The organism is Limosilactobacillus reuteri subsp. porcinus, assembly GCF_036621895.1.
Classification (GTDB): domain Bacteria; phylum Bacillota; class Bacilli; order Lactobacillales; family Lactobacillaceae; genus Limosilactobacillus; species Limosilactobacillus reuteri_J.
In genome coordinates this window covers 1-17,969 of record NZ_LN887358.1, presented here as the reverse complement: position 1 = coordinate 17,969, position 17,969 = coordinate 1, and the positions used below count along the sequence as shown (strand labels likewise).

Annotated in this window: 20 protein-coding genes; 6 read left to right on the top strand and 14 right to left on the bottom strand. The window is 36.3% G+C overall.

What is annotated here, in order from left to right; genetic code table 11:
• The 11 genes from AACL61_RS02615 to recX form a co-directional block, all read right to left on the bottom strand.
• Positions 1-838 (bottom strand): acyltransferase (locus AACL61_RS02615; RefSeq protein ID WP_339110948.1); only part of this gene is annotated, 838 nt, incomplete at its 3' end.
• A 45-nt stretch (positions 839-883) separates the two neighbouring features.
• Positions 884-1,852 (bottom strand): glycosyltransferase family 2 protein, encoded by a 969-nt coding sequence (locus AACL61_RS02610; protein WP_102816652.1) that lies wholly within the window; start codon positions 1,850-1,852, stop codon positions 884-886.
• A 63-nt stretch (positions 1,853-1,915) separates the two neighbouring features.
• Positions 1,916-2,803: a beta-1,6-N-acetylglucosaminyltransferase gene (locus tag AACL61_RS02605; protein WP_339110947.1), complete on the bottom strand. Its 888-nt coding sequence runs from the start codon at positions 2,801-2,803 to the stop codon at positions 1,916-1,918.
• 20 nt (positions 2,804-2,823) lie between these two features.
• The gene (locus tag AACL61_RS02600) at positions 2,824-3,633 is read right to left on the bottom strand and encodes a DUF4422 domain-containing protein (protein WP_087215049.1); all 810 of its coding nucleotides are present in this window, start codon (positions 3,631-3,633) and stop codon (positions 2,824-2,826) included.
• Between the two features lie 24 nt (positions 3,634-3,657).
• Positions 3,658-4,293 carry a Wzz/FepE/Etk N-terminal domain-containing protein gene (locus tag AACL61_RS02595; RefSeq protein WP_087215048.1) on the bottom strand — a complete coding sequence of 212 codons (636 nt, stop codon included), beginning with the start codon at positions 4,291-4,293 and terminating at the stop codon, positions 3,658-3,660.
• On the bottom strand, positions 4,293-5,300 hold the full coding sequence (locus AACL61_RS02590) for a glycosyltransferase (RefSeq protein WP_087215045.1): 1,008 nt from the start codon (positions 5,298-5,300) through the stop codon (positions 4,293-4,295). Before AACL61_RS02590 ends, AACL61_RS02595 begins: the two co-directional genes overlap by 1 nt.
• A complete protein-coding gene (locus AACL61_RS02585; RefSeq protein WP_087215043.1) occupies positions 5,266-6,480 on the bottom strand; it encodes a polymerase in 1,215 nt (404 codons plus the stop codon). The genes AACL61_RS02590 and AACL61_RS02585 overlap by 35 nt, the downstream gene beginning before the upstream one ends.
• Before the next feature lie 35 nt (positions 6,481-6,515).
• Entirely contained in the window at positions 6,516-7,163 is a 648-nt protein-coding gene (locus AACL61_RS02580; protein ID WP_087215040.1) for a sugar transferase, read from the bottom strand.
• An 11-nt stretch (positions 7,164-7,174) separates the two neighbouring features.
• Positions 7,175-8,104, bottom strand: coding sequence for a glycosyltransferase family 2 protein (locus tag AACL61_RS02575; protein ID WP_087215037.1), 930 nt, complete (start codon positions 8,102-8,104; stop codon positions 7,175-7,177).
• 17 nt (positions 8,105-8,121) lie between these two features.
• Positions 8,122-8,892, bottom strand: a complete 771-nt coding sequence (locus AACL61_RS02570; RefSeq protein ID WP_087215034.1) for a DUF4422 domain-containing protein — start codon at positions 8,890-8,892, stop codon at positions 8,122-8,124.
• A gap of 74 nt (positions 8,893-8,966) precedes the next feature.
• Positions 8,967-9,761, bottom strand: a complete 795-nt coding sequence (recX, locus tag AACL61_RS02565; RefSeq protein WP_339110946.1) for a recombination regulator RecX — start codon at positions 9,759-9,761, stop codon at positions 8,967-8,969.
• 142 nt (positions 9,762-9,903) lie between these two features.
• Here recX and AACL61_RS02560 point away from each other — a divergent pair, with 142 nt between their 5' ends.
• Together AACL61_RS02560 and AACL61_RS02555 are read left to right on the top strand one after the other, a co-directional pair.
• On the top strand, positions 9,904-10,119 hold the full coding sequence (locus tag AACL61_RS02560; protein WP_003664412.1) for a DUF1659 domain-containing protein: 216 nt from the start codon (positions 9,904-9,906) through the stop codon (positions 10,117-10,119).
• A 21-nt stretch (positions 10,120-10,140) separates the two neighbouring features.
• The gene (locus AACL61_RS02555; RefSeq protein ID WP_085650246.1) at positions 10,141-10,368 is read left to right on the top strand and encodes a DUF2922 domain-containing protein; all 228 of its coding nucleotides are present in this window, start codon (positions 10,141-10,143) and stop codon (positions 10,366-10,368) included.
• Between the two features lie 50 nt (positions 10,369-10,418).
• Here the strand turns inward: AACL61_RS02555 and AACL61_RS02550 are convergent, their stop codons facing one another.
• Positions 10,419-11,309, bottom strand: a complete 891-nt coding sequence (locus AACL61_RS02550) for a YihY/virulence factor BrkB family protein (protein WP_085650247.1) — start codon at positions 11,307-11,309, stop codon at positions 10,419-10,421.
• Between the two features lie 271 nt (positions 11,310-11,580).
• Positions 11,581-13,086 (bottom strand): glutamate/gamma-aminobutyrate family transporter YjeM, encoded by a 1,506-nt coding sequence (gene yjeM / locus AACL61_RS02545; RefSeq protein ID WP_102816655.1) that lies wholly within the window; start codon positions 13,084-13,086, stop codon positions 11,581-11,583.
• 330 nt (positions 13,087-13,416) lie between these two features.
• Here yjeM and AACL61_RS02540 point away from each other — a divergent pair, with 330 nt between their 5' ends.
• Positions 13,417-14,838 carry a basic amino acid/polyamine antiporter gene (locus tag AACL61_RS02540; protein ID WP_339110945.1) on the top strand — a complete coding sequence of 474 codons (1,422 nt, stop codon included), beginning with the start codon at positions 13,417-13,419 and terminating at the stop codon, positions 14,836-14,838.
• A gap of 14 nt (positions 14,839-14,852) precedes the next feature.
• Positions 14,853-15,974: an aminotransferase gene (locus AACL61_RS02535; RefSeq protein ID WP_102816657.1), complete on the top strand. Its 1,122-nt coding sequence runs from the start codon at positions 14,853-14,855 to the stop codon at positions 15,972-15,974.
• A gap of 68 nt (positions 15,975-16,042) precedes the next feature.
• Here the strand turns inward: AACL61_RS02535 and map are convergent, their stop codons facing one another.
• Positions 16,043-16,900, bottom strand: coding sequence for a type I methionyl aminopeptidase (map, locus tag AACL61_RS02530; protein WP_102816658.1), 858 nt, complete (start codon positions 16,898-16,900; stop codon positions 16,043-16,045).
• 113 nt (positions 16,901-17,013) lie between these two features.
• Here map and AACL61_RS02525 point away from each other — a divergent pair, with 113 nt between their 5' ends.
• Positions 17,014-17,472 (top strand): flavodoxin, encoded by a 459-nt coding sequence (locus AACL61_RS02525; protein WP_102816659.1) that lies wholly within the window; start codon positions 17,014-17,016, stop codon positions 17,470-17,472.
• The gene (locus AACL61_RS02520) at positions 17,465-17,902 is read left to right on the top strand and encodes a GtrA family protein (protein WP_003670651.1); all 438 of its coding nucleotides are present in this window, start codon (positions 17,465-17,467) and stop codon (positions 17,900-17,902) included. The genes AACL61_RS02525 and AACL61_RS02520 overlap by 8 nt, the downstream gene beginning before the upstream one ends.
• The last annotated feature ends 67 nt before the right edge of the window (positions 17,903-17,969 follow it).

The window sequence follows — 17,969 nt, the reverse complement described above, 5'->3', positions numbered from 1 at the left end:
ACTTAATTTTACAAACCGCGAGAAATAAAAATAAAGCACACATCACGCAAAATGACGGAAACATAGCTATATCGTAAAATGTTTTTACAATTCCATCTGGATAGTTTAACATCGGAATATGTTTTACAAAAAAAGAAAAATAAATTGTTGCTACAATTTCAAATAACAACATTACTATTGCGAGCGAATATATTCGCAATCTATTTTTCTTAGCTATATTTACATTGTTTAAATACCATCCAGCTATAAAATATTGAGCATAAGGTCCAATAAATGGTACACTCGTTCCAAAAGAACTTTGAGTATTAAACAAAATATTTATAACCGGTATTCCAGTATTTACTATTATCAAGATAAATATAGTATATTTAATAATATTAGTACTACCATATTTTATAATAAGTGAAATAAAAGGAACACATATGTAAAATCCAATAATATTGTAAAAAAACCAGTAAGGTCCAACAATGTTACCCGTTAAAAAAGCAACACAAAAATTTTTTATAGTTAACGGGAAACCTTCTTTACCGTATATAAAAAAGAAACCTAAAATACTCCAAAGAATAAATGGAATTATTACTTTATGAATCCTTTTTTTAAAAAAGACATGTGTGGTATATCGATCACGGTAATTAAGTACATTTGCTCCAGATTGCATAAAAAAAAGAGGTACACCGTATGAAAATATAATTCCTAAAACGATACATAATAATAGATAAAAAGAGATTTTAGTTGTACTTACTCCTAATTGTACTGGATTTGTTATTGTATGAGCAACTACAACTGCAAATGAAGATATTATTGCATTTAGGTACATAAAGTATTTAGTCTTTTGCACTTTTTTCCCCCATATTAAATATAAAACTATAAAGATGGATTAATATCAATCGCTTTTATCCATCTTATTTGTATAAGTTTCAACGTCAATATTAAACCTAGGTCTATGCTTAACCTCAGAAAAAATTTTGCCAATATATTCTCCAATAATACTAATAGAGATAAGTTGTACCCCCCCTAAGAACCATATAGAAAGCATCAACGAAGCCCAACCAGTAACAATATGCCCAGTGATTTTTTCTACTAATGTATAAATCATACAAATTATACTAATAATCACTGTAAGTATACCAAGATAAAGTATCAAATGAATCGGTGCAATGGAAAAAGACGTAATTCCATCGAGAGCAAAATGAAGCATTTTACTTAGTGGGTATTTTGATTTTCCTGCAAATCTTTCTTTACGTGCATAATATACTTTTGCCGACTTATATCCCACTAAAGGAACCATTCCACGCAAAAAAAGATTACGTTCTTTAAATGATAATAGAGCTTTAGTAGCTCGCTTACTTAATAACCTGTAATCCGCCGAATCAGGAATAAGGTTTACTCCAAGATTCTTCATTAAGCTATAAAACGCTAAAGCAGTACGACGCTTAAAAAATGTATCAGTTTCTCTACTATTTCTAACACCATAAATAACATCATAGCCTTCATGATATTTTTTTACCATTTCCGGAATAGCATTTACATCGTCTTGCAAATCTGCATCTATAGTTATAATCATATCTGAATACTTGATAGCCAAGCTCATACCAGCCAGCAATGCATTTTGATGTCCATAATTCCGACTAAATTTTACACCAGCTACATAACTGTATTTACTTGTATATTCTGAAATCAAATTCCAAGTTTTATCTTTACTCCCATCATTAACAAACAGTATTTTACTTTGGTCTGAAACCATACTATTATCTATTAAGTATTGTAAAATATTTCCCAACTCTTTTACGGTTTCTGGCAAAACTTCTTGTTCGTTATAACAGGGTACAACTATTGTTAACGTATCACTCATAATTTTCTCCTATTACTAATTTCAAAAGACGAGATATTTATAATAATGTTCTAGTTTAAATTACTATTGAGTAGGCCCATCTTGATTAGTCTTGTCTAACATTTGAATTAATTTATCCGATATTGGGCGTTCTACTTTTCTTCCCCATAAGTAATCTCCTGATGTAATTTTATAGTAATCTTCCTCATCTAAAATTGCCGGTCGACTACCATGCTTCTCAATCATTTCAATATAATGATGGGTATTTTTTTCTATCCTTGATTTAAATTCTGAGTTACAAAGAACTGTTTGCAACCACATTTCATCTGAACAAAAGCTTGTCGAAAAAATCTTTTCTAAACTTGGGTGATGTTCATAATACTCAATAGCATATTCAAGAGCATCCCTAGGAATATCCACCCATTCTTGACCTGCATATATACTACTTTCTTCAATTCCATATTTTTTTAATTTATTTACTCTTAACATAGTTTGAATAAGTAACAATAATCGATGATATACTTTACCAAAGGTAGTTCGACGATTAATTTGATCGTAATTAAAATAATATTTTGTCCACCAAATTTCTGGTTCTCCAGTTTTCCTCATTGAAGTAGCCAGCCAGTAATTCATAAAAATTAGATTAGTATTTTCAAAATAACTATAAATATCTTGAGGACTAACTAGAGGCCAATCCTGTCCTGATATTAAATGAAAGTATGTATTCTGCTTATTATTTAAAGCTAACTTCATTAAATCAATTGTTGCTCTTACTATACTATAGCTTCCCCATTTAACATCATATTTGGAAATATATTCTTTAGAAACTTTTTTTAACTTTTGCAATTGATTCTTTGTAATATCTGCTTTTTTATCGAGATGAACATAAATTTCAAAATTCGTAGAGAGACGATTCGCAAGCTCTATTACTTGGTCTATATTTTTATGAGCTAATATTAAAACAGCCTGCATTATATGCCACCTCTTTTTTACTAATGATTAATACCCTTAGTAATACCTAAACGATTTGTTATTCTTCTAATAACCGCTCTCCTACTTAAATCATCTGTTTTAAAAACAGTCAGATATTTAATTTTATATTCTTTATGTTTTTCTAACCACACATTGAGTAAACGTTCACTTAAAAAGCCATATAAACGTTTTTGATACTCAGTATAGCCAGTCATATCTGTTCTTTTCTCAACTTCAAATAAAATATCAAACAACCACTCACAGTATGCATCCATTTTCTCTTTTTTTGCATAAAACATGTTATATGGAGACATCCAACTAGAGCTATTCATCACTTTATCAAAAGCATTAACATAATCAGGATATTTTTCTACTATTACATCACGAGTGTGTTGCATATCAATCTCGTGATTATCTTTTTTAAATTGCAACCATAAATTTTTTCCACCCTCATCTTCAGGGTGAGCAACAATCCAGTCATAGGTTTCAGTTAATTCATCTAATTGCTCTATAGGTGCTGGTTGAACTTTGCTACCCATTAAAATTAAATAAGCATACATTGCAAAACGTCCACCAATACTTCTTGAATAAAAGAATCGACGATAGTGGGCAAGCCCTACCTTATTAGCATGAGAATTTTTCCAAATCCAATAAAGTCCAGTTAATTCACAATATTGTGGGTTTTTATCAGAAATATTATCCATTGTGTTATCTGTGAGATAATTACGCGGATTATCATTGAAGTTAGCTCCCACCATCATAGGAACATATCCCTTAGATAATTTTTGAGCATAGTCAAAAGGTTTATGAGTAATTACATATACAGTCATATTTTCTCCTCTACCGTACTTAACTTATACTAAATGCTTCAAATTAGTAATTATAAAAGCAATTACCATTCCTAATAATGCTCCTAATGCAGCCCCTAAAATTACATATTTTTTTACCTTAGAGTGATTTTCAACACTAACATTTTTAGATGTTGCTTTAGGATAAAGATATATATTACCAGAGCCTGGTTGAACTTTTGGAATAACGTTTTTTGCTGCAGTTGCAGCAGTATTAGCAATTAAAATTGACTTATCTTTATTATCAGTAGTTGCCTTTATACTAATAATCAAAGATTGCGGTTTAGTATCAGTTTTTACAGCCTCAACAAGATCATCACGTGTCACCGTTTTTTTCTGATTCTTTGTTAGTAGTGAATATGTTTCATTAATAACAGGACGATCTTGTATTAATTCAGCATAGGTAGGTATCATGGTTAGATCGCTATTAATTTCTGAATTTGATCGTCGTGTATTTAATGAATGAGTGATCATTATATTTCGTGTAGCTGTATAAGTAACATGTTGTCTTTTCTTCGCAACTATTCCAAAAAAGGCACTAAAAGCTATTGCTAAAACAAGAATTATTATTATATTTTTCCATAAAATTAATAAAATATCATTTAAACTATATTTTTTCTTTGAAGTATCCACTTTCTTCATTACATCCTTTCCATCTTTTCCACGGCATTTAGAATATTGCTTCCATTTCGTAATTTTTCTGATATTCTAAGTACATTTGATTTCATAGTTTTATATTCATTTTCAGTGATTTGATCTAAAACTTTATCTAAATTATTTAACGAATCAATTGTTATTCCTAAGTTATTTTTTGAAATAAATTTTGCAAGTGCTGCTTCTTTCCAAATAATAACCGGAATCCCCATACTAAGATATAAAGAGGCTTTATGTGGGTTATTATATCTGAGATAGTTTCCATATCTGCCATCACATGTTTCAATACTATTACCATCCCATACTAAACCAAAATCTTGATCTAGGTGTTTTAATAAATCGTTAGGAGAAAATTGACCTTTATAAATTACTCCTGATTTATAACTTTTTGCAGGATTCGATCCATATATTTCCATATGAGCAGATTTTAAAGTTAATTTCTCCAAAAATGGTGCTTTTTCAAGATTACCGGCAAAACATATTCTTTTTTTATAATTAATGTTATTTTTTATAATCTCATGATTATCATAGTCAAAAATCCCTAATTCAATCATAGGGACAGTAATTCCTTGCTTTTCTAACCATTTTTTCATTACTTGATTATGAACGATTAACCCATCTGTTTGATTCAATTGTTCAATTTCTCGTTTTTGAAACTCTTCATCCTTTTCACTTGCTCTCAGTGAATCTATGTCATGAGTAATAAAGTAAAGCTTTGCATTAGTATATTTACGAACGTTCTTGGTAATTTGATTAACCAAAAACTCAGAAAATATAGGGTATTGAAAGATTACTATATCATAATTACTATTCCTAAAAAATTTAGGTAAATCATATAATGCATATTTAAATTTGCCTAATCTTGAACGAACATCAAAAGGTAAGGTTACATCCGTATAATTTAAGGGTTTTAGAAATTTAATTACGTCCATTTGTGCTTTAGGACCAGCATTATTATTTTTATTGTAAAATACTGTTACGATCGCTTTTTTCATTTTTTTCTCTCCATTTATAGGTATTTGTTGCTAATAACGACAATAAAAAGGGGTTAAATGATAAATCCAATAAATGTTGTTCAAGTAAACAACTTATTGCTACTACAAACATTATTGCTGGGAGAATGTAGCTATGATGATAAGTACTCCGAATAGCTATTATCATCATAAAAGCTAAAAATATCAGAAACATAAGAATTCCATAAATAATAAACAAACGTATAAACGATGAGTCGATGTAGAAATACCTAGACTGATTAAAAAACATCTTCATACCCTTTATACCGCCCGACCCATGTTCGATAACTGGTTCTCCAAACAAGCTAATACCATACCTTTGAAAAGCTTGGTAACTCAATAATAGTCTTCCAGACAATAAATCATTTACTTTTCGCATAATATGGTTATTCATATCAAAATTTAAAGCAGTTACTGTAGCAATAAAAGCAAGTAGTGGTGTCGCTGTCCAGTAAAAAGATGCTAAAATTTTGCACAATTTATTTCCTTTTTGTGCGCGTTCCGCTATAAACATAATAATAACAAGTAATACTGTCGTATATGCACTTAATCGCGCATCAGCTACTACTTTCATAAATAGCGCTAGCAAAAGAAAAATCGAATAATGATACCATTTTATATTTGGAAATACTAAATAGCATTTAGCAAGAATTAAAAACAAAATATGAGAAGCCATATCAGTGGGATAGAGCATACCTAATGCGTAACGAATTGGTCTTCCGGGAGTAAAATAAGCTAAATTAGTAATAATTCCCAATAATGAATATAAAATGACTCCAAGCATCATAATTAAACTAATTTTGTAGAATACTTCTACTATTTTTTTAAATTCAACATCTTTTGCGCCTAATATAAATACCATCATATACAATATGAGATTAGATTGCGTATTTGACTGTGAATGCCTCCAAGAAATAAATGAAAAAAATAGCAAAATAGAAATTCCACTCAACTGTTTATAATTATAATTATCTAACAGATAGATTTTTACCAAAACTAATCCTATTCCAAGATATGATAAAAGTTGTAAAGGACGAGTATGAAAATAATCTGTAAATGTAGTAGTAAATATAAATGAAATTACTAAACAAAAGCTAAACGCTATAAGATAAAGACCTGTCCCATTTATTTCTCTATTAAAAAAATTTTTTAATGTACTCATAGTCTTTATATGTACTCTACCTTTCTAACGTTTCCCTAATATGCACCCTCACTCTTAAAAATACTGATAATGTTCTTAAACATTATTTTCGTATCAAAAGCAAGTGACGCCTCATCAACATACTTTAGTTCGACATCACAACGTTCTGGATAAGGAATATTACTGCGACCGCTTGATTGCCATAGCCCCATTGCTCCCGGTTTTACTGATAAAAACTTGTCAACCCGGTCACCATATTCAGCTAGTTCTGCCTTAACAACTGGTCGCGGTCCGATAATGCTCATCTCACCACGCAAGATATTAATGAACTGGGGAATTTCATCAATTGATGTCTTGCGCAGCCATTCTCCCAAACGCGTAATTCGGGGGTCTTCTTCTGGTTCTAACTTATAGTTATTTGCCACATATTTAGCATAAAGTTCAGGATCATTTTCCAAAATTTTATCTGCATTTACAACCATTGAACGAAACTTGTAAATCTTAAAGGACTTGCCATGCCAGCCGATCCGTTCTTGTTTATAAAACAATGGCCCCTTATTATCACCAAAGCGATTCATTATAAAAACAGCTAAAAACACGGGGCTAAAACAAACCAATGCTCCTGATGATAGCACAATATCAAAGAACCTCTTCCAGAAAAGGTAGCTCTTAGATTGTTGTTTAATTTTTACCTTCTCACTCATGATTCTCAACCCTACTTTTTCTCTTTAATAATATATATCGGCCGTTTCTTTGTCTGCATATAAATGCGTCCAATATAACGACCTACTATTCCGAGGCAAAGTAACTGGATACCACCCAGGAATAAAATAATACAAACCATTGAGGCCCAACCAAAAGCACTACTAGCAGGCTCAATAATCTTTCTTATTATAACAATAATCATCCCGATAATAGAGATGAATGCTGTCAATCCGCCAGCCCAGGTCGCAATTGCCAATGGTGCTTCAGAAAAATCAGTAATCCCGTCAATTGCGTATTTAAATAATTTCCAGGTCGACCAATCTGTTGTTCCAGCCACCCGTTCGACATTTTTATAGGGAAGGTACTTGGTCTTAAACCCAACCCAGTTAAAAATACCTTTTGAGAACCGGTTATATTCAGTTAATGACAACACCGCATCGACCATCTGGCGGGTCATCATTCGGTAGTCACGGGCTCCAGAGACAATTTTAGTATCAGAAATTTTATTGATAACATTATAAAACTGGTTAGAAAGGAAGGACTTAAACTTTGCCTCACCTTTTCGATCTGTCCGCCGCATCCCCACACAATCATATTCACCAGTAGAAATATCTTTATACATCTCCGGTAAATATTCTGGTGGATCCTGTAAATCAGCGTCCATCACAACGACATAATCACCTGTTGCGACCTGTAAGCCGGCATAAAGCCCTGCTTCTTTACCAAAATTCCGTGAAAAAGAAACATAATGAACCCGTTCTGGATCTTGTGCGTGCAGCTTGCGTAGTTCTGCTAAAGTGTCATCACTCGATCCATCATTGACAAACCAATATTCTGTTTCTACTGGCATCTGTTTAACCACTTTTTCAACTGCCGGGTAAAAAAGTGGAATAGTTTCTCCCTCATTATAACAAGGAACAACTATTGACAATTTTGGCATTCTTGTCTCTCCAATCGTTAATGTTCACCATGGCCGGTGACTTTACGTTTTAAGAACTTCGCAATCTTTAATGGCCAGTTTTGCTTTTCAAGAAATACCCGGTTAACCTCCACTGTCTTGTATTGCGGATTAGTCAACAACCAAGTATCGAGTAAAAGCTCACTCAAAAAACCAAACACCCGTTGCTCATATGGTGTGTAGTCAGAATAATCAACTTTTTTCTCAACTTTGCCTAAAACATCAAACAGCCAGGTACAATATTCGTCCAACGGCTGCTTCTTCATAATCATCATGTTGAAATAGTGAGCCGATGTTTGTTTCATTACCTTTTCAAAAGCAGGTAAGTACTGGGGATACTTCTCCTTTAACACCTGCCGGGTAATTTCAAGCGGCTCGTGCTCATGAACATGGAGGTAATGGGATTCATTTGTTTCAATGTAGTAGTGCCGCTTCTTTGGCAAGATTACATCGGCATCTTTTAATAACTCTTCTACTTGTTCATGGTTGAGGAGAGTCGAAAGATCCTTTGAGTGCCCCAGCGTCAAGTAACGACGGTAGTGGACTAATCCTAATGCATCCACATCATCAAGATTTTTCCATCCCCAGTACAATGCTGTTAGCTCATTGTAATGCGGATTCTTTTTTGAAATATTATCTCCGGTATTATCACCCTGAAATGTATGGTTAACAGTCGGGTGAATCTCTTTACCAACAAAAACTGGTAAATACATGGGATCATCTGGCATCCGATAATTTTTATGGACAGCCACTAAGATTTTAATATTCACTATTGTACTCCTAATTATTGTTTTTAAACATAATCATTAAAATAATACCAGTAATTCCCAATCTTGGAAAGTTATTATTGGAAATCTTGCGTAGCTAACCAGCTTTGGACATCGTCAAGGTCAAAACCCTTACGATACATTGCCTGCTTAAAATGCTGCTCACGCTCGTAGCCTTGGTAACGGCGAGTCCGATGCCATTGCTTCTCTGCTTCTTTCACTAAAAGGCCGTTCTCCTGTTCCTGATCAGGCCGCGGAACAACCTCATCCTTAATCATCTCATACACACTACTAGCGAATCCCTTTGTCATGAGTCCCTGCTGTACTTTTTGCGCTCGTCGCCGCTCTGGCTGGTTCCGATAACGGCGAAATAGTTTTACAGCTAACTTCTTTGCTAATTCTGCTTGAACTTCGGGAGTAAATTGCGTTAAAGCATCACCAATATCGTTTTCGCCAATCCCTTTTTGTCGTAAGTGTTGACGAATTACCCCAGGCCCCTTCAAGTCCGTATTAATCATCGTGCGGACATAAGAAGCCGCATAGGCATGATCATCGATTAACTGTTGACCCCGCAGCTTTTTCAAGATTGGCTCAACAAACTCTTCCGGTGTATCAATTTCTTTTAGCTTCTTAACGATATCGCTTTCCGTCCGCATCTGGTAAGAAAGGTAATCAAGCATCCGAGAATATGCCTTTGCTTGCTGGTCAGCAGTCGCAATGGCCGCAATTTGCTTTTCGTCTAGCTCAGTTCCCTTCATCAGGCGAAACTGAATTAAAACACTTTCTGCAACTGGAAAAGCATACTTACCATCAAGGTATATGTTATATCGACCTTTTCGTTTTTGCGCTTCAATTTTCGAAATTTTTGCCATTTTTAAATTTCTCCTTAACATTCTCAATTTTTAATCGTTTATAAAGGTGTAAGCAGTGGCCACTACTTGACAAATCAAATTAAACAGGTGTAAGCAGTGGCCACTACTTGACAAATCAAATTAAACAAAGGAAGTTTTTATCATGCAAATGGTTCGTAATTTCAAGTCCGCTAAAATTCAACTCACCCTCACTAACAGTGAACATCCCAAGGGCGTTAAACATCCCTTTAACAACATTATTGAGGAAGTCACTAATGAGCAGGTAGCACAATTCAGTGCAGCAATTGAAATGCTTACTGCTGAAAAATGCCTTGATACAGACATTATCGTTACTAGTCAAGTCGCATTGAACAACTAATTTCAAGGAGGAAACTAACTTATGCGTACATTAAACTTAACTTTCAAGGGCAGTCTCGGTAAAAAACATTCATTAAAGTTAAACTATGCCAGTGGTGATCTCGATGCCGAAACCGTTCGGAAGGCAATGCAAGAAATCGCGCAAACTCACCTCTTTACTAAGGAAGGCGAAGATATTTACCAACAACCTCTTTCCGCGAAGTACGTTGATACTGTTTCTACCGTTATCTTTAACGATGAGCAAAAGTAATTAAATATCAAGTTCTAAAGATCTTCAACATTTGGAGGCTAGGAAATTTCCTAGCCTCCATTTTTATTTTTTCTTTCTACCAGTTGCCAAAAGTGTTTTTTGGCATGCAACTCACCTTCATGACATTCTTGTAGAGCAGCATTTAGCGCCGCCCCCAGCATGATGATATAGCCAGAAAAGTCAAGCCATACCATCATGGCAATAAAAGCTCCAATTGTCTTGTAGGAAATTACCCCGTGACTAAATAATAAGGTATAGAACGAGAATAAACGTGATAATCCCATCCATAACAAAGACGCCAAGAATGACCCAGCAAGTGCATAGCGCAACCGAACCTTCGCATTAGGAACAAAGTAATACAAAAGAGCAAGAGCAATAAACAAGACGCCAAATGTTACTGGCCACCTTAATGAGCTAAACAATAAAATGTAGTCACGCCGAAAATTAAAAATCGGCTGAATACTCTTTAGGACTTGTTCACCAAAACCGTACAAAATAATAATAATAAAAATAATTACCAATAATACAATCATCCAAATAAACGAGACGATTCGGTTCATCACCGGATTCTGATTTTCCGCAATCCCATACGCATGATTAACGCTGCGTTGAAAAGCGGCAATCCCCTGACTGGTCGACCAAAGAGCAATCAAGGCCCCAGTTGTCAGGATACCACCACTCCCCCGCCGTAAAAAATCATAGATTAACGGCTGGATAAAGCTATAGACAGATTCAGGAATTGCAGTTGAAAGGTAGGCTAAAATCGTCTTAGCATCAATTCCAATCATTGGTAATAAATTTCCTACTACCATCACGGCCGGAAAAATAGATAGCAAAGTATAGTAAGCTAAGACAGCAGCAGAACTTGAAATCTGGGCCATTGTAATATGTTGGATTAATAACGCAATAAAAGTCTTCCCTTTGCCCGGCTCCTTGTCCATAATAACCTCCGAAAACATTTTATAGGTTTAATTATAACAAACTGAACACCCGACAAATATTACAGAATAGATAAAAAAGCGACTGAGAGAAAACTTTTGTTTTCTCTCAGCCTCAATTACTTATTATGAATAATAGTAAGATAACGTGGAAAATAACCACAAGGCTCGAGTCTAAGTACGAACGATAATCAGCCCGTGCCGTGCTAATCATCGTTCTAGCTTAGCCCACCGCCTTGTCGAGAAGGTTATTTCCCACTTCCTTTTTTATCAATTACCCTTCAACATGGTGACGCTTTGCGGAAATTTGATAGAAGACCAACGCAACGATTGCAAAGAAGATTGGTCCAGCAAGTGTCCAGAAAGCTGTTTGATAATCTTTTTGTAATAGTGGTTGAACAAACGTAAAGACGATTCCGACAATTAAAATCAATTCAACGAAACATACTAATACATCTGTCCACAAACGGTTCTTAAAGACAACGAATGGCCGGTCAAGGTCCTTCTTTGCCTTAAAGAATGGGAAAGCCCCGATCAAGAAAACATATGGGAAACAAGTTGAAACGTTCGCCATATCAGTCAAAATCAAGTAGAACTGTTGAGCAGCATTTCCACCAAAGGCAACCAAGAAAACAATAATTGAAACAATAATTGCTTGAAGCCACATTGCATTTGCAGGCATCCCCGCCTTGTTAAGTTTCGTAAGTTTCTTTGGCCATAATTCTGGATTAGAACCAAGAATGAAGGCCTTGATTGGGGAGTAAAGCAGAATAAACAACGCGCCCAAAAAGCCAAGGGTCTGTGCAAAGGCAACGATCCGCGTCATGATAAGTCCAAAAGTAAGGGCAGCACCGTGCGACCATCCAAGCGTATCCCCCATGGTAACCCCTAATTGATTAAAGACAACATAGGTAACATTACCAAGGTTAACGCTGCTCTTAGTCAAAGTTTGTTGATAATTTACTGACCAACCGAGCATGAAAATCATTAAGACATAAGTACCAATTGTAAAGATACTTGCGATGATCAATCCACGAGGGAATGTCTTTTCCGGATTTTTCATACTATCAGTAACAGACCCTAATGATTCCATTCCACCGTAAGCAAAAATAGCATAAACAACAAACGAAATAATGGCAATTGGTGTCTGGAATTGTGGATTAGGTGATGTAATGAAAGTTGAAGCACCATGAATTGGTTGCTTTAAGATTCCCTTATCGGCGACTAAAACAATAACACTGACAATAACAAAGATAATGTTAACAACAATTGTAAAAATACCACCAAGTGAACCAACTTTAGCAATGGCGGTCATTCCCCGTGAACTGCACCAAGTTGTTCCAAGAATCAACAGAATCCCAAGGACCCCAATCAATTGAGTCGAAGTCAGACCAAATGCATGCCATTGTTGGGTAGTATCCTTACCAAAAAGCAACGCAGAAAAAGTAATCCAAATCCGTGATGCTGTTGATACCATCCATACAATCCAAGATGCTAGCCATACGAAAGTACCGACAAAGGCGATTCGTTCACCAACTGAACCGGCAAGCCAGGAATAAATGCCCCCTTTAGCATCCTTAAATGTGGAACCGTACTCTGCCATCATCAAGCCACAGGGAAAGAAGAAACAAATCCCTGCTAATGCGTACCAAATAATACTACCGTAACCCATTTGTAAGTAGGCGTTTGAAACATTCCCAAAACCAAAAATGGCGGTAATGATCATCGTCACTAGTCCAAAGGTAGTAATCATCTTTTTATTACTACTCTGTTCGTCCAAAATAATGCCTCCAAAGCTTTAAAATTCTTAAATAAAAATAAGAAATTATTTAATAATTATTAGTATAGTCGTCTTTTAAAAAAATAAAAGTCTTTTACATAATTTCACATTACTTTTATACTACCTTTTGTATTTTTACGCCAACTTAGCAATCTTTATTCGTTTATTTGTATATTTTGTTATAAGCGATGTATACTATTTTCATTACTTAATAATCGCTTTCACATTTAATCTTAATGCTATGGATAGCGTTTTCCGACGCTGCTATAATTGAGTTAAGAAAATTTATGTGATTTTCACTCTAATATATAAGATCGTGAGGTGGAGTAAATGAGTGAGAAAAAAGGTATTAATACGACGGAACTAACCCTTTTAATCGTGGGATCAACAATTGGTTCGGGAGTATTTGGAATTACCAGTGATTTAGCTACCGCGGCGGCTCCCGGACCAGCAATCATTGCCTGGATAATAGTAGGGATTGGCGTCTTGACTTTAGTTCTCTCCCTAACTAATCTTTCGCAAAAGCGGCCAGGCCTTGATTCAGGGATTTTCAGCTATGCGGCAGCTGCTTTTGGTCCGCTGGGCGAATTTATTTCTGGTTGGGCATACTGGCTTTCAGCGTGGCTCGGCAATATTGCTTTTGCGACGATTATGATGAGCGCCCTTGGAACATTTTTCCCCAGCCTATTTGCCAATGGTCAAAACTTATTCTCAATTATTGTTGCAATTATTTTAACCTGGGTTTTGACATTCTTGGTAAATCGAGGGATCGAATCAGCGGCTTTCATCAATTCAATTGGGACAATCTGCAAGATTATTCCATTAGTCGTCTTTGTTATCTGTGTGATTCTTGGTTTTAAAGCTAAGATTTTTACTGCTGATTTCTGGGGCAATGTAACACAGAATCTCAGTTCAAAAATCGAAACTGGTTCAATCTATGACCAAGTAAAGGCCTCAATTATGGTAATGATGTGGCTATTTGTCGGCGTTGAAGGTGCCTCGGTTCTTTCTAGTCGTGCCAAAACACGGACTGATGCTGAACGGGCTTCCATCTTCGGTCTTGTAAGCCTACTCGTTATCTACATTGTGGTTTCTATTCTGCCATACGGGGTAATGACCCGCGCCCAGTTAGCAGCTGGTGGTCAACCGGCGCTTGGTGCTATCATGCAACATCTGGTTGGAACATGGGGTGCCGCTCTGATCAGTATTGGATTGATCATCTCAGTATTAGTTTCGTGGCTCTCGTGGACAATGCTACCAGCTGAATCATTAATGCTAATGGCTGATGATGAAGCCCTTCCAACATCATGGGGTAAGCTAAATGACAAAAAAGCGCCAACACGGGCATTAATAATCACCGGGGTTCTTCAATCAATCTTCCTCTTCTCTTTACTTTTCACTACCTATGCTTACAACTTTGCATATACGCTTTGTACGGCTGCGATTTTGATATGTTACCTCCTTGTTGGCATTTACCAGATGATGTACAGTTGGCAACACCAAGAATGGGGACAATTTGTTATTGGACTAATCGCCACTCTCTTTGAACTGATGGCAATGGTTCTCTCTGGCTGGAAAGAAATAATGGTCGTTTCAGTCGGTTTTATTCCTGGATTCTTCTTTTACGTCCAAGCATGCAAGGAATTCCATCACTCAATCACAGTAAAGGAAAAATGGGCAATGGGGATTATCGCTGTCTTTGCGGTTATTTCTTTAGTATTAGTAATCAACGGAACAATTTCAATTAATTAAAGGAGGAAAAGATCATGGTAGAAATAGCACATTTTGGTGTCGAAGCATGGCTAAATAGGTGGGAAAAGAGCGCGATTTATGATATTTCACAAAGTACAATCGCCTCTTTGAGTATGCACGATCTCTTAAATTTAGATGGTAACAATGGTGAAGAGTTTTATGAGATGCTTGATAAGCAGCAAATGAACTACGGGTGGATTGAAGGATCACCCGAGTTCAAAGAAGAAGTTGCTAAACTATATCACCATGTTGATCCGGAAAATATCTTGCAAACAAATGGTGCCACAGGAGCAAATATTTTAGCTCTCTATGCCTTGATCAATCCCGGTGATCATGTAATTGCCGAATACCCTTCTTATCAACAACTCTACGACATTCCTAAATCATTAGGTGCAGATGTTGATTACTGGCATATTCATGAAGAAGATGACTGGTACCCACGAATCGATGACCTAAAAGCGCTGGTCAAACCTAATACTAAAATGATTTGTCTAAACAACGCGAATAATCCAACGGGAACGGTTCTTGATAAAGAGTTTCTCGAACAAGTTGTTGAAATTGCTAAGTCAGTCGATGCTTATGTTCTTGTTGATGAAGTCTACTTGCCCCTCGATCACCCCGAAAAATTTGCGCAGATTATTGATCTTTACGATAAAGGAATCTCTACTAATTCTCTTTCGAAGACTTATTCAGTTCCAGGAGTTCGAATCGGTTGGACCGCGACTAACGCTGAAGTTGCCGATATCTTCCGTAAGTTCCGTGACTACACCATGATCTGTGGAGGAGTCTTTAACGACCAGCTCGCCACCTATGTTTTACGTCACAGTGATCAAGTTCTCGCCCGGAATCGGAAGTTAGTTCTTGGCAACCTCGCCATTTATAAGGATTGGATTGATCATGAAGACCGAGCAAGTGTCATCATGCCACAAGCAGTCTCCACTTCCTTCCCAATGCTTGATGTACCGGTTGATATTCATACCTTCTGTGAAAACTTGCTTCATGACGAAGGGGTTCTCCTCGTTCCCGGCGATGCTTTTGATACTCCGGGTCACGTTCGCCTCGGCTACTGTGCACCAGAGGCAACTTTAAAAGAAGGCTTAAAGCGGCTTTCAAAGTATATGCATCAATATGATTAGCGAGCGTTATAAAAAGGATGTTAGAAACACGAAAAAGTTTTCTAACATCCTTTTTTACTGCCCAGCTATTAATTTTCAAACTGCTTAGCAACCTTTTCTGCGATCTCACGGTAATGGTCTAAGTACTTAGCATAATTATCATCGTACATGTAATCAGCATCTGCTTCTGGATCTTGAGACGTCAAAATCTTCGGACCATCATTCGTAATAACTAAGGTATGCTCATATTGGCAACTCCAACCACCATCAGCAGTCTTGGCAAGCCAACCACTTGGATCACTGGTATCAGCTTCCCACGTACCGGTGTTAATCATTGGTTCAACAGTAATGGTCATCCCATTACGAAGACGGATTCCTTGACCGTGTTCGCCGTAGTGAGGCACCATTGGATCTTCATGCATTGTTGGTTGAATACCGTGACCAACAAATTCACGGACATCCCCATAGCCATTCTCATCTTCTGTGTAGTGTTGAATCACCGCCCCAATATCACCAATCCGGTTACCAGGAACACATTGGTCAATTCCCATAAACAGTGACTTCTTAGTAACGTCCATTAACTTTTGGATTTCAGGGGAAACTTCTCCTACCGCATAGCTCCAGCAAGAATCACTGAAAGCACCGTCAACACTGACAACCGTATCAACCTTTACTAAGTCGCCTTTCTTTAAGATTAACTTCTTACGAGGAAACCCGTGACAAATTTCATCATTAACACTAACACAGGTAGCATACTTGTATCCTTCAAAGCCAATTTGTTCAGCTTTAGCTCCAGCAGCCTTGAAGTACTTCCGAGCGAATTCTTCGATCTTCCAGCTTGAGATGCCTGGCTTAATAATTTTACGAAGGCCAAGGTGCATTGCTGCTAAGGCTGCCCCGGACTTTTCCATTGCATCGATTTCTCGAGGTGATTTTAAACTAATCATTTTCGCGATCTCCTTATTTACAATCTAACATAAATAGTATACCACTTGTCTGCCCTGATATCGCAAACCGTGCTATACTATATGAACGTTATAGATTTAATGGAGGTTATAAAATGGCAAAAGCACTTGTAGTATACGCAACCATTACCGGTAATAATGAAGACGTTGCGGACATTATTACTGACGCTCTTGAAGATTTAGGAGTAGAAGTCGATGAAGTTGAAATGACAATGGCTGATCCAGCTGACTTTGAAGAAGCTGATATTTGTGTGATCTGTCCTTACACTTACGATGAGGGAGCTCTTCCAGAAGAAGGAATTGACTTTTATGAAGACTTGCAAGAAGAACAACTAGCAGGCAAAGTTTACGGAGTTGCCGGCTCTGGTGATACTTTCTATGGGGATGACTTCTGTGTCGCCGTCGATAAATTTGGGGATGCCCTTGCCAAGACAGGGGCAATTAAGGGCGCTGAAAATGTTAAAATCAACCTCGCACCAGATGAAGAAGACATTCAAAAGCTCGATGCCTTCGCTAAGCAATTAGTAGAAAAGGCGGCTAAACTGAATGATTAAGGATCTGTGGGTAAAATATAAGTCAATCATTGCCTACCTTTTCTGGGGCGTTGTCACAACGGTGGTTAACTTAGCAGTATTCCAGATTTTGAGTCCGGGACTTCACTGGAATGTTGCCCTTGCAACTGTAATTGCGTGGTTTGCATCCGTATTAGTTGCTTATTTTACCAATAAAGTCTGGGTATTTGGTTCCCATTACACTACCGTTAGTGACTTTATTGTTGAAATTTTCCGATTTTTCTTTTATCGTGGATTGACTTTATTTATCGATTTAATAATTACGTATGTAGGTATCAAAGTTTTGAAATTCGATACACCTCTCCAACAATTTATCGTTAAATTTATTGATAATGTCATTGTGGTAATTGCTAATTATATTTTCTCAAAGTGGTTAATCTTCAAAGATAACCGTGATATTGCAGATAAATAAATGATAGGATTCGGACTGTAAACTTACAGTGCGAATTTTTTATTTATCCGCGGTTTGTAAAATTAAG

What these genes read in the sequence shown, in the direction of transcription:
- AACL61_RS02610 (WP_102816652.1), bottom strand. Translation starts at nt 1,852, where the DNA reads ATGAGTGATACGTTAACAATAGTTGTACCCTGTTATAACGAACAAGAA.
- AACL61_RS02605 (WP_339110947.1), bottom strand. Translation starts at nt 2,803, where the DNA reads ATGCAGGCTGTTTTAATATTAGCTCATAAAAATATAGACCAAGTAATA.
- AACL61_RS02600 (WP_087215049.1), bottom strand. Translation starts at nt 3,633, where the DNA reads ATGACTGTATATGTAATTACTCATAAACCTTTTGACTATGCTCAAAAA.
- AACL61_RS02595 (WP_087215048.1), bottom strand. Translation starts at nt 4,293, where the DNA reads ATGAAGAAAGTGGATACTTCAAAGAAAAAATATAGTTTAAATGATATT.
- AACL61_RS02590 (WP_087215045.1), bottom strand. Translation starts at nt 5,300, where the DNA reads ATGAAAAAAGCGATCGTAACAGTATTTTACAATAAAAATAATAATGCT.
- AACL61_RS02585 (WP_087215043.1), bottom strand. Translation starts at nt 6,480, where the DNA reads ATGAGTACATTAAAAAATTTTTTTAATAGAGAAATAAATGGGACAGGT.
- AACL61_RS02580 (WP_087215040.1), bottom strand. Translation starts at nt 7,163, where the DNA reads ATGAGTGAGAAGGTAAAAATTAAACAACAATCTAAGAGCTACCTTTTC.
- AACL61_RS02575 (WP_087215037.1), bottom strand. Translation starts at nt 8,104, where the DNA reads ATGCCAAAATTGTCAATAGTTGTTCCTTGTTATAATGAGGGAGAAACT.
- recX (WP_339110946.1), bottom strand. Translation starts at nt 9,761, where the DNA reads ATGGCAAAAATTTCGAAAATTGAAGCGCAAAAACGAAAAGGTCGATAT.
- AACL61_RS02560 (WP_003664412.1), top strand. Translation starts at nt 9,904, where the DNA reads ATGCAAATGGTTCGTAATTTCAAGTCCGCTAAAATTCAACTCACCCTC.
- AACL61_RS02555 (WP_085650246.1), top strand. Translation starts at nt 10,141, where the DNA reads ATGCGTACATTAAACTTAACTTTCAAGGGCAGTCTCGGTAAAAAACAT.
- AACL61_RS02550 (WP_085650247.1), bottom strand. Translation starts at nt 11,309, where the DNA reads ATGGACAAGGAGCCGGGCAAAGGGAAGACTTTTATTGCGTTATTAATC.
- AACL61_RS02540 (WP_339110945.1), top strand. Translation starts at nt 13,417, where the DNA reads ATGAGTGAGAAAAAAGGTATTAATACGACGGAACTAACCCTTTTAATC.
- AACL61_RS02535 (WP_102816657.1), top strand. Translation starts at nt 14,853, where the DNA reads ATGGTAGAAATAGCACATTTTGGTGTCGAAGCATGGCTAAATAGGTGG.
- map (WP_102816658.1), bottom strand. Translation starts at nt 16,900, where the DNA reads ATGATTAGTTTAAAATCACCTCGAGAAATCGATGCAATGGAAAAGTCC.
- AACL61_RS02525 (WP_102816659.1), top strand. Translation starts at nt 17,014, where the DNA reads ATGGCAAAAGCACTTGTAGTATACGCAACCATTACCGGTAATAATGAA.
- AACL61_RS02520 (WP_003670651.1), top strand. Translation starts at nt 17,465, where the DNA reads ATGATTAAGGATCTGTGGGTAAAATATAAGTCAATCATTGCCTACCTT.